The 13,727-nt window shown below is 65.2% G+C and carries 11 protein-coding genes; 1 reads left to right on the top strand and 10 read right to left on the bottom strand.

All coding sequences use genetic code 11. From position 1 onward, the window contains the following. Window positions 1-3: 3 nt before the first annotated feature. Window positions 4-1,167 (top strand): MFS transporter, encoded by a 1,164-nt coding sequence (locus CXQ92_RS16695; RefSeq protein ID WP_181033719.1) that lies wholly within the window; start codon window positions 4-6, stop codon window positions 1,165-1,167. 397 nt (window positions 1,168-1,564) lie between these two features. On the opposite strand, the gene CXQ92_RS16690 is transcribed toward CXQ92_RS16695, so the two are convergent. The 10 genes from CXQ92_RS16690 to CXQ92_RS16640 form a co-directional block, all read right to left on the bottom strand. Further along, complete coding sequence (locus CXQ92_RS16690; protein ID WP_258070028.1) at window positions 1,565-2,539, bottom strand: serine hydrolase; 975 nt, start codon at window positions 2,537-2,539, stop codon at window positions 1,565-1,567. 623 nt (window positions 2,540-3,162) lie between these two features. Then, window positions 3,163-3,378: a transcriptional regulator gene (locus CXQ92_RS16685; protein WP_104168912.1), complete on the bottom strand. Its 216-nt coding sequence runs from the start codon at window positions 3,376-3,378 to the stop codon at window positions 3,163-3,165. A 715-nt stretch (window positions 3,379-4,093) separates the two neighbouring features. Then, a complete protein-coding gene (locus tag CXQ92_RS18905) occupies window positions 4,094-4,708 on the bottom strand; it encodes an alpha/beta hydrolase (RefSeq protein WP_368784589.1) in 615 nt (204 codons plus the stop codon). A 913-nt stretch (window positions 4,709-5,621) separates the two neighbouring features. Beyond that, complete coding sequence (locus tag CXQ92_RS16675) at window positions 5,622-6,020, bottom strand: DUF4913 domain-containing protein (protein WP_104168910.1); 399 nt, start codon at window positions 6,018-6,020, stop codon at window positions 5,622-5,624. Continuing rightward, a complete protein-coding gene (locus tag CXQ92_RS16670; RefSeq protein WP_104168909.1) occupies window positions 6,017-7,705 on the bottom strand; it encodes a type IV secretory system conjugative DNA transfer family protein in 1,689 nt (562 codons plus the stop codon). The genes CXQ92_RS16675 and CXQ92_RS16670 overlap by 4 nt, the downstream gene beginning before the upstream one ends. Window positions 7,706-7,715: 10 nt before the next feature. Beyond that, a complete protein-coding gene (locus CXQ92_RS16665; RefSeq protein WP_104168908.1) occupies window positions 7,716-9,257 on the bottom strand; it encodes an ATP/GTP-binding protein in 1,542 nt (513 codons plus the stop codon). After that, window positions 9,257-10,789: an SCO6880 family protein gene (locus CXQ92_RS16660; RefSeq protein ID WP_104168907.1), complete on the bottom strand. Its 1,533-nt coding sequence runs from the start codon at window positions 10,787-10,789 to the stop codon at window positions 9,257-9,259. The genes CXQ92_RS16665 and CXQ92_RS16660 overlap by 1 nt, the downstream gene beginning before the upstream one ends. Further along, window positions 10,786-12,558: a hypothetical protein gene (locus tag CXQ92_RS17935; RefSeq protein ID WP_146067500.1), complete on the bottom strand. Its 1,773-nt coding sequence runs from the start codon at window positions 12,556-12,558 to the stop codon at window positions 10,786-10,788. The genes CXQ92_RS16660 and CXQ92_RS17935 overlap by 4 nt, the downstream gene beginning before the upstream one ends. Continuing rightward, window positions 12,558-13,379 carry a hypothetical protein gene (locus CXQ92_RS16645; protein WP_104168904.1) on the bottom strand — a complete coding sequence of 274 codons (822 nt, stop codon included), beginning with the start codon at window positions 13,377-13,379 and terminating at the stop codon, window positions 12,558-12,560. Before CXQ92_RS16645 ends, CXQ92_RS17935 begins: the two co-directional genes overlap by 1 nt. 40 nt (window positions 13,380-13,419) lie before the next feature. After that, window positions 13,420-13,725, bottom strand: a complete 306-nt coding sequence (locus tag CXQ92_RS16640; protein WP_104168903.1) for a hypothetical protein — start codon at window positions 13,723-13,725, stop codon at window positions 13,420-13,422. Window positions 13,726-13,727 lie beyond the last annotated feature (2 nt).

Raw genomic sequence — 13,727 nt, 5'->3', positions numbered from 1 at the left:
GGCGTGCAGAGCGCACACCTGCCCTGGGCCGCGCTGCTGGCGTTGGCTGCAGCCGGGTTCCTGGCGATCTTTACTGAAACAATCCCCGCCGGTCTCCTTCCACAACTCGCGGCAGGGCTCGGGATTTCGGAGTCGGCGGCCGGGCAGCTTGTCACCCTCTACGCTCTCGGGTCCATGATCGCGGTGATCCCGCTGGTCGCTGCCACGCAGCATATAAGCCGCAAAAAGGTGCTCTTGGCCGCCGTGCTCGGGCTGCTGCTGTTCAACATCATTACCGCTGTAGCGCCCTGGTATTCCTTAATTCTCGCTGCCCGGTTCGTCGCCGGAGCTGCCGCCGCGTTGATCTGGGGGGTCCTCCCTGGCTACGCACGACGTCTGGTGCTGTCCTCCCATCAGGGGCGCGCACTGACCGTGGCAGGGATCGGGCAGCCATTCGCCCTGGCCTGCGGCGTACCGCTGGGCGCCTGGGCCGGCTCGGTCATCGGGTGGCAGGGGGTCTTCATTGCAATCTCCGTAGCGGCCGCGGCATTGACGGCTTGGATTTGGGCGGTGATGCCGGATGTGCCCGGGCGGGCATCTGCTGCTCCGTTCCCTTTGCGCCGGGTGGTGACGCTTCCCGGGATCCGTCCCGTCCTCGCCGTGGCGTTGGTGTGGGTGCTCGCACACAACATCCTGTACACCTACATCGCCCCGATGCTCGCGCCGACAGGGTTGCGCCTGGACTTTGGACTTGCAGTTTTTGGGGTTGCATCCTTCGCGGGCATTATCGCGACTGGGATGGTCATCGATCGTGCGTTGCGGGCCGCCGTCCTGAGTGCTCTCGCCCTGATGGGTATCGCGGGCCTGGGCCTGGCATCCCCGGGCCTGCCCGGCATCGTGATTGCCGGCGCGATCGCCGTGTGGGGATTCAGTTTTGGTGGTGCGCCGGCACTGCTGCAGACTGCCCTCGCGGATCGGGCCGTTGAGCATACCGATGCGGCGCAATCAGTGTTTGTGGCGGTGTTCAATCTCGCGGTCGCCGGCGGCGGATTGGTGGGCGGCGCCCTACTTGCCACTTCACAGACCCCGGCAGCCCTCGCCTGGGCGGCCGCAGGGCTTTCGTTTCTGGCACTCCTGACGGTCTTCCCACAGTTGCGGGCATTTCCCAGGGGGCCGCGCCCGACCTGAGGGACCCGCACAGGGATCGTCCATCGGTCCCTGCCCGCCGCGTCCTCTACCGCCGCTCGGGCACCCACACAGCGGGAAGGGCCGCCTGGCAGGATCGCGGGGCCCGAAAGTTCAAGACGTTGGGTTCCCTGCCGGTGCGCATCGGCTTCGCCCTCGGGTCCTGCCCGATGTCCATGGTGCAGCAAGCTGACCCGAGCCCCGGCGAAACGCCACGGCCCGTCCATGGAACCTGAGCCCGGTCAACTCCTCAAGGATGAGCCCTTCGTTCAAAACCACGACCGTATGCCCGGCAATAACCCGCAACTGGCCTGGAGCCCGGCACCGCCTGGTGTACCTCGGCCGCTTCAGCCGCCGAGGTGCACCAGAAACCTAAGGCAGGGGGCGTCACCGGAGGATTTCAGCTCGTCGATTCCGACGTCGGAGTGAATTCCGTCAGGAGGCGGAACCCCAGCCGGTCGACGGACCTGTGAACCGCAGAGAGCACTACAACGCCGGTGCCGGCCTCCCGGTCGAGTCCAATCCAGCTGCTGAAGCCCCCACTGGCGCCATTGTGCCAGGTAATCGGGCGGCCCCCGTGCTCAAGTGTGATCCACCCGGCGCCGATGCCGACCCGTGGGGTGAACTCGGCGACGGGATCGAGCGCGGAGAGGCCCCGGGCCGTACCGTCGAGAACCGAACGAAGGAAGCCGCGCATGGTGCTGATGTCCGCGCGGACGCCTCCCGCGGGCGCGACGGCTTCCCCGACCCACGCCGCCATGGGGCGCCCGAAGCGGCCGAATCCGGTCAGGTCCGCCTCGCCGAGGTCCTCCGCGCGGAAGGGGGTTGAGAAGCCGGGTCCAAGGACACCCTGCAGGAGTTGTCCGTAAGTGCTTCCGGCGGCTTTGGCGACGGCGTGTCCAAGTAGCTGGAAACCAAGATTCGAATACTTGGGTTGGGGGGTGCCAAGGCGCAGGCCATGTGTCTGGTCCAGTAGCTCGGCCAGCGAATCACCATAGGGGTTCTCACCCCGGAGCAGGAATCTCAGGTTCCGACGAAGCGGATGCATTCCCGGGGGCAGACCGGGTAGGCCGGAGCGGTGAATGGCCAGGGAACTGAGGCTCACGGAACCGACTTGCCCATGATCTTCAAGGGGGAGTAAGTCGCGAAGGACCGTCGTCGGCGAGACGAGTCCGCGCTCCCTCGCGTCCTGATACACCATGCCGGTGAGCGCCTTGGAAATCGACGCAATCTCGAAGAGAGAGTCGCGGCCGGCGCCGATCGTCGCGGTCCTCTCCCGCTCTGGAGAGATGACCGCCACGGCTGCCGCGTGTGGTCGGAACGCGCGCTCCATGGTGCGCACAAGGTCAGCGTCCCCGGTCCATTCAGTCTTCACAGCAAATTTCCCCTCTCGGTGCAAAGCGCACCTGCGTGCAATACCGGAATCCGCCCGACATTCGATCGGCGTCAACCACAGTTGACGGTCCCGCTGGGTCAACCATAATTGACCCACCCTTGAGGGTCAACTTTGGTTGACTCCGACTCGCACTCGATGTAGTTCTACCTGCATTTCCTAGAGAATCCTTCGGAACGACAGCCGAGGGAAGCGCCGTCCCGCCTTGAGATCAGGGACAGAGATCATTGGTGCACCAGAAGGCGACCCGCGTGCCCGTGCATCTCGGCCAGGAGGTCTTGGGTCCCAATCGACCGGGGAGACAGCTCGCTCTGGCGCCCCAACGGCCCGCGGCCTCCCGGGCCAGACGTCACCAGGGACGCTGCACGCCGCGATCACGGACTCCGCTGGCACGTCTTCGGGCCTGCTCCGCCGCCGATGATCAGGGCAGGAGCTGTGGGCTGCGGTGGACCATGCATCTCGTGGGTGATACCGATGGGCGCTGATTCAGGTCCGAGGCCGACGAGAGGTCTTTCCTTCGGGCGCCGCCGCTGCAGCTTCGGGCCGGCGCCCGGAGGGCAGACATCCGGGGAGCTCCGCGCTTCGAGCGCGGGCCACGGTGGGGGTTACCGTTTGCCGTACTTCTTATGGACGGCCTGCTTGGTCACGCCCAGACTCTGGGCGATGGCCTCCCATGACAGGCCCGCCAGACGAGCATTGCGAACAAGGCCAGCCTCACTGCGCCCTACTTCCCGATGAAGCTCGGCAATGATCTGCAAAGCTTCAGCCGGTCCCTTTCCATCCATCGATGCAACGAGTGTTCTCATCCTCTCCACCTCCATTCGTCAATACTAGTTGACGAAGTGAGATGAACACTCCACTCGGGGCTGCGCTGTGCTTTTCCTCTACCCGCTAGATTAAGGGCGGTCGCGATAGTTTCATTACGATCCCGCCCACAGCAGTGATCGGCCCGGGCGCTCGGGCGTACCGATGCGGCGCGGTCAGTGTTTGTGGCGGTGTTCAATTTCGCGGTCGCCGGCGGCGGATTGGTGGGCGGCGCCCTACTTGCAACTTCACAGACCCCGACAGTCCTCGCCTGGGCAGCGGTGGCGCTCTCGCTTCTGGCAATCTTCGTGATCCTCCCACAACTCCAGACATTTCCCCGAGGACCACGCCCTACATGAGAGGCTTGCAGCTGTGTTGATCAGTGGATCGATGGCGGGCGTGTACTCCATTGTCGCGCCGGCCCTCCTTCCGGCTGAAGACTCGGTGACATACCGTCGCTGCGCTTGAAGGACCCGCAACAGTCACAAAGTGGACAACCAATGACCGGACAACCCCGACGATCAGCAGCGGAACGCGATGCAGCTCGTGGAGGACAACGCACTCCATTCCTGGGAACCTCGATGTGGTTGAGTTGTGGTTTGGACCAGTGCCAGTGCAGTCAGCACCTAAAATTTTCCACCCCGATGTGCGCGCACAATACACTTCCGCCTGACGCTGCAGAACCCCCGGCCACTGACACGGGAAGCGGCAGGTAGGGCAGGGGGCCGATGTTTAGGAGTGCGGTGGGTGGATTCCAGAGGCCAAAATGGCGAGGACCGTGGACGCGGTGGAAGCCGCCTGGGTGATCGGGAATAGGTGGCCACCGGGCTGGTGAAGGACCGTGGCATCAAGCCGTCGCGCGAGGAGAAGCTGGTCCTCGTAGCGAGCATCTTCTTCCGAGAGCACGAGCACCACGGTCCTCGACCCTCGACCTATGCCGGCGGAAGTGTCCGCCCGTAGTCGACGCGCAACAGCCCCAAGATCCAGTGGTTGACCCGGGGGTGCCTCGGCGCTGTATCGACGGTAGGTTTCCTTCCTCAGACGCCGCGAGAGCACAACCCGCACCACCGGTATGGCTGCCACCAGGAAGAGGGAACCTTTCAGCAACCGTGTTCCCCGCCGACGTCTCGGCACGCTCGGTGCAAGCAGAAAGATCGGCACTTTTGGAGGTATGTCCGAGGCTAGTGCGTCCAAAGCTCCACGGGAGTGTGCGATCACGATCGGTTGGCCGGGCTCGGCGTTGGCTTCAAGGAGGCCAAGGAGCTCGCCGTAGTCAGTCACCGGCAGAGGGAAGCCTGGAAAGAACCGGACCGTAGGGGTACGGCTTCCCCACGTGCTCTCGTTCATCACAGCGCCGACCATACCCGAGGACCGCACACCGGGACTGATCGGTCGAGCAAACGCAACCATGCCCCGTAAACCGACCAGCTTAGAAATCCATTCAGCCCCTCGCTACTATCGTCTTCAGTACAGGCCGGAACGCAGTGTCAGCGGGTGGATCTCGCGATGACACCAGCCCCGAAGGCCCGCATTGTGGTCCTGGAGCGATTGCAGTGTGCCCCTAGGGATGACCTCGCCGAGGCTGCTGCGGTGAAGAACCTGGGGCGTACCTGGTGCACCCACATCCCCACACAAAAACGGTGAACAACGAGATCAGGCGTCGCCTGGCTCGGCAATTCAAGGACGCTCCTTCGGTGTGATGGGCGGGGCCTGCGGCGGGCTGGCAGTTGACCTCTCCCCCGAGGTTTTTGCCTGCTGGCGAGCTCGCTCGCTTGTTCCCGACGGAGCAGGGTTCAACCCGCAGGGCGGTACCGGTGAAAAACTTTGGAGAAAATAGGCGACGAAGGAGCGCCGTAGAGGTTTATCACCGGCACCGTCGGCGCAGCCGATTGACGCTGTGGAGCGGGACAGAGGAGCAGACCGCGTGAAGCCCCTCGCCCGGCAGAGCGCCAACTGCCAGAAGAGGGGTGGTCATTGTGCGGGAAGCATCCTTCCGTTGCGGCGAAGCGCAGCACGCCAGGCAGCGGACATCTTCCTGAGACCCACCCCGGGAAGGCGCTGGACCGCCGGGCGTGCCACCAACACCGGCGTGCATCGCACTCTGACGAGAGGGCGATCACCGGGCGGGCCCGATAACGTGGGCTGCGAAGGCGGAGAGGGTGGAGCCCGAAAGTCAAAGCTCGAAGCCGTTGACCTATCAGTGATCCCCGAGGGTGGCCACTGTCAGGCAGATAGGTGTCGTCGGAGTCCTTGTTCGGAGTTACCAGTACCAGCCGATAGGGGGCTGTTCAGCAGCAAGGAACCGTCGAGCAGTCTTATCGACGTGTGTCGTCCCGCATTCTCCAAACGGGCCTCGCTTGGAGAAAAGGACAGTTGCGTGGCGGTCGAAGTGGTCGATCCACCACGACGACATCCCACCGCTGGCTTGTGCTTCCAGCCACTGCTCGTACAGTCCCCGGAGTCTGTCGACGGCTTCGGGGTGGTTCCACCACTGGGAGCACCAGTACTGGTTCTGGGATCGGTCCACTGATTCGAGCATCGCGGCCAGACCTTCCACCCAGTCCACCAACTCCTCAGGGGTAAAGACGAAGTCTTCCGCCTCGTCGTCGTGACCGTTAGGTCCAGTGGCAGTTGCGGCATCGTCCAAGGGGTCCGTCATGAGAGGTTACCTGCGTTAGAAAACTTGATGCGTTCGACCGTGGGGCCGATGCGGGCGTTGATGGCCTTGTCGCGGAACCAGGGCACGGTGCGGACGATGGTTCCGCCTCCGGTGGAAGTCTTCACCCATGCCCTGTTGGCCGGGAGTTCGGAGAGCTGGGCGACGGACATGATGTCCCGCCGCTGGGTTTGCACGGACCGGGAGGATCCGTTCCTCGAGGTGGAAGAGGTGCGGACTTTCGCGTCGTACTGTCCGATGGTCTTGGACAGGGTTTCGAGGAACGCGGTGTCGTCGGATCCGCCGCCGTAGACCTTGATTGCGGCCGCTGACCAGAGGGTGTCCCACCCGGTGCGCTCGAGCATGGCCATGCCCTGCCCACGGGTCTGGAAGTACGCGCTGACGACGATGCCCATGGACCCGAAGAACGAATACCACTCGGGCAGTTGCTTGAGCTTCACCACGTTCCCGACCTCATCCAGATCCGCGACCAGGGGCACCGGCAGACGACCACCAGCTCGCCGAGCAGCATGCTGGGCGGCGATGAACACCGCGTAGACCAGCGTGGATACGAAGGCGGTGCCGGAGCCGGCCGCGTCCTGCGACAGCAGTATCAGGGTGTCCCTGCTGGTCACGAACCGGGCCGGGTCGAAGACCGGCACGCCGGGGGTGGGTGTCGACCATGCCACGAGCTCGTCGTGGACGAGGGCGGAGGCCATGCGTTGCGCACTGGCTGCCACGGATCCGCGGGTGTCCTCGGGCTGGGCGTTCATGCCCTTCAACGCCGACGCGGGGCCCACGTGTCCGGCGGCTTCGAGGAGCTCGGCGGGCTCCATGAAGTCGGCCGAGGAGACCCACCGCAGGACGTCCCGCATCGTCCCGTTGTTCTTAGCGGCCGCGAGGAGGCACCAAGCAAGGAAGTCGCGTCCCTGCGAGTCGAACTGGGCATCCCCATTGCCCTGACCGGCATTCGGTGCGGACGAGGTCTCGAAGATCGAGGCGACCTCGCCGGCGCTGACGGTGTCGGTGACGATCGTGAGGGGGTTGAAGATCATGGCCGGCCAAACGCTGTCACGCCCGATCCGCTGTGGGTCGAACAGCCAGACCGTTCCGGTGTCGGAGCGGGCGGCGAGGACTTCGGCGACGCCGTCGACCTTGTTGCTGGTCATGATGTACGCACCGGGAGCCTCTAGCGCGTGCCGGACGACCTGGGTGGTGGTCTTGCCGCGCCCGGTCCCCCACACGTGGGTCGAGCACTCTCGCCAGCCCTGGATGACAGCCTTGGTGCCGGCGTCGCCGGCGTACCCGATCGTCAGGCCCGGGCCGATACCTTCCGCGGTCGGGTGGAGGCGGGCGGCTTCGGTGAGGCGGGCCTCGAGCATCGCCGGGCGCATCCTGCCGCCCGGGCTCATCCGTCGGGACGCCTCGGCGGTCCTCGAGACCGGGCGGGTGCTCCACCAGGCAAAGACCGCGATGACCACGACCGCTTCGGCGCCGAGCAACCAGCTCGCGGCCGCCGGCCACGGATCCCCCGTGGCAAGACCAATCGCCAATGTGATCGGGTTCCATGACAGGTCGGTGGGAACCGGCGTGAAGGCATCCCCGAGATGAATCAGGGCGACCGCGACGAATGCGACCAGGACCAGAAACGAGAACGCAATGACTGGGCCGTTCTCCTCGGTCTTCATCGGTTCACCGTCATCGGGTTACTTTCGCTTGGGCGGCTGCCCACGCCTGGTTGGTGTTGTGGGCTGCGAGTTCGCCGGCGGTGAGGTTCACCCGGAACGGCACACCGGGTTCGGACCCGGTTTTCAGCATGAACCGGCCACGCCCCGGAGGAGGCGATACCTGATTGGTGTTGGGGTTCATCGACCCTTCGGCCGACCAGCCGACCAGCATCGCCTTCTCGCGTTCGGAGACGGGGAAGACCGTTTCCAGCAGGTCCATTTCGTTCTGCGCCAGCCCACCGAGGATCTTCACGGATGAGCGTTCCACGAAGCCGGTGGCGATCTTCGTCAGCTCGTCCGTGGACAGCTGCAGGTCCTTCATCGAGTGCGTGATCATCAGCTGGCCCAGGCCCTTGGTCCGGTTCAGTCGGGTGATGGAGTCGATCTGGTGCACCAGCAGCTCACTGGCGCGCAGGGACTGCCACAGCTCGTCCATGATCATCAGGTGGTGGCGTTCCTCCATGAGCCCGGCATCGGCGAGGGTTTTTGCGGCCGAGGTGCCGGCCTGCCCGTAGGACCAGCACACCGTCTGCACCGCGGCGCGGAGCGTCAGCTGGGACTCGTCGATCAGGGAAATGTCGAAGTCCACGGACGTGTCGATCTTCATTTCCTTCGTGGTCTGCTGGCAGAACACGTCCCCGAACGGTCCATGCTCGCCGAGGGCGTTCAGACCCGCCAGGAGATTCTTGACCTGCGGCAGGTACTCCGTGGACTCCTCGATGAGCAGCGCCGACCGGATCTGCGGTGGCGCGGACTTGATGGCGGCGACGACGTCGCCGACCAGCGGCTGCCGGTCCTCGCCTTCTGCCTTTTCGGCGGCCATGGCGATCGCCATGGACAGCACCGTCTGCTCCTGCTTCTTCGCATCCAGCGGTTCCTTGAACACCAGTTCGATGAGCCCGGTCAGGGTCATCAGGCGCCGACTATGGATCTCGGCGCGCATCTGGCGCTGCATCGGGGCCGGAAGCCGTTCGAGCTCCCGCCACAGCGGACCGGCATCGAGTGGGTTGATCGCCCCGACACCGGGGGCGACCTGCACGACCTGCCCATCGGTCTCCAGCACCACGCCGGCGAAGTCCGGTTTGAGGTCCCCCGCCACGAGGATCAGGAACCCCTGATCGATCAGCGCCAACGCCATGCGGACGGCGACCGAGGACTTCCCCCGCCCGTTCAAGCCCAGGATGAACCCGGACGGCGAGGAAATGATGCCGTGCAGGAACAAGCTGATCGGATCCCCGCACACCACAGAGCTGTTGAGCAGGTTCCGGCCCAGGACCGCACCGACCAGCGGCGAGGAGGTGCCGACGCAGAATGGCCACAGGCCGGCGGTCTGGTTCGACGTGGCTGTGAACTCCGGTGGCGGTTCCACCCACGTCACCATGCCGCCCTCGCGGACCCGCATGCCCTTCTCCGTGAGCTGCGGAAACGATGCGGCGGTAACTGCGGCTGCCGCTTCGGAGCGGCCCAGGAACCGGTTCATGACCTTGTCGATGAGTTGATCAAAGGCGGACATCAGAGGGCCTTCCTGACGTCGGAGGAAATGGTGGCCAGGTGCTCTGGCACGAGGCCGAGCCCAAGGTTGAAGGAGAACGCGGCGTCGTCGTTGTAGTCGCAGGACCGCATGCGGATCTGGATGCCGGTCGCCGCATTGCGCATGATCTTCGCTTCCACCGCCTGCAGCTGCTCCGGGCTCTCGACCGTTGCGGTGACACCGATGGCGAAGCGCACCAGCGCGGCCCCTTCTGCTTGCTCCCGCTCGGCCTTACGTGCCTTCTCGAGGGCGATGATCTGCGAGCTGGTCGGACGGCGACCCTTCTGGTTCGTGGCGAACTGCGCATTGGTGAGCGCCTGCGCGACCTGCTGCGCGGACTTCTCCGGCGGCTGAGGACGGTAGAACACGGTGACACGCTTCTGCAGCATGCTCGCATCGGGGCCCAGCAGGGCCACCAGGGCGTTCTCGCGGAACGTCCCGGCCGGCGGCCGGAACATCTGCCACGACTTGCTCGTCACCCCGGCGTGGTCGTACCGGCCCGGGTATCCGATGGTCCGGGCGGCGGAGGGGCCGACTTCGTGCCAGCCCAGGCCGGTTCCGTCGCCGGAGAGGCGGGCGCGTTCGACGGCGGCCGCGGCGTGCGGGTTGAACGCGACATAGGTCTGGTCGGTGAGGTCAGCGGCCCGCATGAGGGACACGCTGCCGGCGCCGACGTCTTCGAGTTCTTCCTTGAATCCCTGCAGGAGTGACTTCACATCGGCCACCAGCTCCTCAGCGGAGCGTTCCGGTGCCCTGTCGCCGTCGTTGGCCTTGCCGCTGAACGTTAGCGCCACCCACTGCTCGAGCTTGGGCACGTCGAGGTTGAGGTTGTTCACCACGTCATCCATCACCTGACGAGCGAAGGCGGGTACCTCGTGGGATCCGGCCTGCTGCCGTGCCACCGCGATAGCGTCCGGCAGGCGTTCACCCGGATCGGTCGTGGACTGCGTCGTCACGGAAATCTGCTCGACCCGTGCGTTGGAACCGGCGTCGCGCTGGAACGCGGCCCACGAGCCGACGAGCCGATTCACGCGGTCCTGATCCAGTAGGCCCAGGCCGGCGGAGTTGGTGGAGAAGAAGACGGTTCCTGTCCTTAGTTTCGGGTGCCACAGCATGACACCCTCGTTGCCGAACAGGTCCTGAAAGTCGATCAGCTCGGTCGCGGCCAACAGGCCGGGAGCACGGAACGAACCGTCCGGGATCTGCGAGACCGGCCCGGACTTGTAGACGGTCTTCCCGGCTTTTTTGGCCTTGGCGTGCATGCTGCGGGCCAGCCACCGCTCAGGTTTGGACCGACCGTGACGGTCCTTCGAGCCGAGGATGGTGGCGGCGATGAACGCAATCAGGGCGATGCCGACGGCCACCCAAATCTGCGAGGCCATGATCGCGATGAACACCCCGATTGCGCCCGCGCCCAGGACGACGGTCGAGGCCATCGAGAACCCCATCAGACCCGCCGTGCGGTCTTCTGCGATGTTGCCGTACTGCCGGACGATTGTCTGTTCAGTGCTCAACTGTCATCGCCACTTTCTACTGCGCGTTCCATGTCCCCTGCTGCTTCCCGTAGCGCGTACTCGATGCGTTGCTGGTTCTGGGCCGACTTGTCCGCCCCGGACGGCGCGCCAGCTCGGAAACCCTCAGCTGTCGGAGAGGTCGCGGGTGCGGCCCCAGGAGCTTCCGTTGGGGGCTTGTCACCTGATGCTGCGGGCTCTGCCCCGCTTGGTCCTCCAGCTGACGAGCCTCCGTTACCGGTGCCGGATGGTGCTTCCATCGGCGATTCTGTAGGTGCACCGGTCCGCTCCGCCTGAGGCTGTGCGCCCGTTGGTCCGTTTGAACCGGACCCGCTGTTTACGCCAGCGCCACCGGCGCCGCTGCCAGAATCGCCTGCACCAGCACCGGCATCAATGACCGGTGACGTCTCTGCCCCGGATCGTTCCGGGCGTTGCTCTGCGCCCGAAGGACCACCAGAACCCTCGTTGGGGCCCCCACCTGTTCCTCCGGATGCCCCGCCACCTGCGTCCCATGCCGGCGTGGGTGGCTGTTCTGGCCTCTGCTCTGCCCCGGCTGGTCCGGTTCCACCGGTTCCGCCGCCGGTGCTCCCTGCACCACCAGGCGTCGCCGCGCCGGCTGCGCCGCTTCCGCCTCCACCTGCTGGGATGGCACTGCTGCTAGATCCTCCAACTGCCTCTGCTGCCCCTGTACCGGCGGTTGCAGAAGTTTCGGCCGCAGTGGCCGCGCCCGTTGCTGCAGCGCCTCCACCCGTTGCGGCCGCTTCCCTGGCCGTCGCCGCGACCCCGCCACCAGTGATTGCTGCGGTGCTTCCGCCACCACCGGCAGCTGCTGCGCCAGCGGCCGCACCAACGCCGCCGGTGATCGCTCCGAGTGCGACGGCGCCGCCGACCATCGCCAGGCCGGAGGCTCCCATGCCCTGCGGTCCTGCACTGACGGCCGGGACCAGGACCTTAGCGAGGGCCGGCATCGCAACGCAAGCGCTGCAGATGATCACGAGGCCGGTGATCAGGCCGATCGTGGTGTTCCCGAGCTCGTTGTCCGCGGTGCCGTTGATGCCTTTCAGGAGAGCCAGTCCTGCCCCATACAGGATTGCTGCGGCGGGTTTGAAGAGGACGACGGCCGCCAACCAGCCCACAGCCTTATCGAAGGACTTCCGGCCCCGCTCGGTCTGCGATGCGGCAGCGAAGATCGGTAGGATCCCGCACAGTGCGATCGCCGCACCGTAGGAGAAGATGACGATGACCGCGTTGATGATCGCGCCCAGCAGGGCCAGTGGCGCGACGAACAGGATGATCCCGGCGAGCTGCATGGTCATCATGGTTCCCGTCAGAGCTTCCAAGCCCATCGCGGTTCCAAGCCCGTCTTCCTGCGCGGACCCCGAGATGGTCCTCACTAGCCACGGCGCGACGACGTCGGTCACGCCGAACAGCAGGCCTACCATCGGCACCGCCACAGCGGTCGTCAGGATGGTGCGGACCATGCCCATGACCAGGTTTTCGGTCGAGGCGCGGTCCTGGTCACGGGCGAGCTTGATGAGCGCGAACGCTGTCCCGATCACCCCGGCCATACCAACGAAAATCAGCGTCGACTGCTGGATACGGTCAGTCGCGGACCCTGCGCCCATATCCGGTGCGCCGATCTTCAACCACCACGTACCGACGAAATTGATCATTTCCGTCAACACCTGCACCACCCAGCCCGCAAGGAACTGGATCAGCTTCTCAATCGCACTACCCGCGACGACGCCGGCAAGATCCTTGATCGTTTCCATCAGCTCTTTGGTCCCCACTCGATGTAGGGCTGGCCCTGGTATTGATCAGACGTCATCAGCTCGGTACCTGAAGCCGGATCGAGCTTCCAGTCGCCGTCCTCCCACACCACGTCAGCCTGCACGGACACTTTGCTCGTCCCTCCGCTGGCGGAAGGCAGCTCGTAGATCAGTCGGTAGGAGGCGGCGTCCTCCGAGTAGAAGTCCCGCATGTAACCGATCAGCGTCGCTGACGATGAAGCGGACCCATCAGTTCCCTGCTCCAAACCGTCTCGGATTCGCTTTGCTTTCTCCGCCAACCGATCGCGGTTGGGCCCCTCTGCGATAGCAACCTCGACGTTTTCAGCTGCTTCCTCACTGACGGAGGGGTCCAGCGCCACAGAGTACGTTGCAGCTGCCATGAGCGCCCCTGGCTCGTTGTGCGCGTATCCGACCCTCAGTCCGGAGGGCTGCTTCTGGCATCCGCCGAACTCCGAGAACGGGATGACGTTGTAGCCGCCCGCCACCCATTCCTCGATCGCGGGGGCGCTGTCAGCTACAGATGCGTCGTCGTTGTTGAGGTCCGCCTGGCAGCCCCACGCGGCGTCCGCGTCCTCGACGGGTGCTGCTGTCGCGGACGCGGACGCGGACGCCGGGGCGGACGATGGTGCTGTCTGCGTTGCAGCGGTGGTTGGTTCTGCTGCCGGCTTGTCATTGCTGAGGAAGAGGAATACCCGCAGACCCCATGCGAGGAGGCCGACCAGCACCAGGGCCAGCAGCATCACGGCAGCGCCGAACCACTTTGGGCGGGCCTTCGGTTCCGGGGTGGTGTCCTGTGTGCTCATCGTCTGTCCTTCTCTCGATCAGGTGGGTAGCTGGTGTTGCTCAGGTGATTGCAGTCCACACGGCCCCCGAAGCGCCCAGCAGGCAGGCGGCGACCATGGGCCAGATGGGTGCCTCGATCTCGTTGCCCTGCCGTCGGTTCCTGCCGGCGGAGACGAGGCCGAAGATGAAGAACACGAACAAGACAAGTCCCGCACCCCATAGGATCCAACCGATGACCTGTGTCAGGCTCTCCGTGCCGGGAGGCTGCGTCGGGGTGAAGGTCTGGGCCGAGAGCGATCCTTCACGGGCTGGGGTGAGTGCGTTGATGGTGGTCAGGGTGTGTGCTGCCAGAGTGTTTCCGAACATGG

Source organism: Arthrobacter sp. SX1312 (assembly GCF_002929295.1).
Classification (GTDB): Bacteria; Actinomycetota; Actinomycetes; order Actinomycetales; family Micrococcaceae; genus Arthrobacter_D.
This window is presented reverse-complemented; position numbering and strand designations above follow the sequence as displayed.

What these genes read in the sequence shown, in the direction of transcription:
- CXQ92_RS16685 (WP_104168912.1), bottom strand. Translation starts at nt 3,378, where the DNA reads ATGGAGGTGGAGAGGATGAGAACACTCGTTGCATCGATGGATGGAAAG.
- CXQ92_RS18905 (WP_368784589.1), bottom strand. Translation starts at nt 4,708, where the DNA reads ATGAACGAGAGCACGTGGGGAAGCCGTACCCCTACGGTCCGGTTCTTT.
- CXQ92_RS16675 (WP_104168910.1), bottom strand. Translation starts at nt 6,020, where the DNA reads ATGACGGACCCCTTGGACGATGCCGCAACTGCCACTGGACCTAACGGT.
- CXQ92_RS16670 (WP_104168909.1), bottom strand. Translation starts at nt 7,705, where the DNA reads ATGAAGACCGAGGAGAACGGCCCAGTCATTGCGTTCTCGTTTCTGGTC.
- CXQ92_RS16665 (WP_104168908.1), bottom strand. Translation starts at nt 9,257, where the DNA reads ATGTCCGCCTTTGATCAACTCATCGACAAGGTCATGAACCGGTTCCTG.
- CXQ92_RS17935 (WP_146067500.1), bottom strand. Translation starts at nt 12,558, where the DNA reads ATGGAAACGATCAAGGATCTTGCCGGCGTCGTCGCGGGTAGTGCGATT.
- CXQ92_RS16645 (WP_104168904.1), bottom strand. Translation starts at nt 13,379, where the DNA reads ATGAGCACACAGGACACCACCCCGGAACCGAAGGCCCGCCCAAAGTGG.
- CXQ92_RS16640 (WP_104168903.1), bottom strand. Translation starts at nt 13,725, where the DNA reads ATGTTCGGAAACACTCTGGCAGCACACACCCTGACCACCATCAACGCA.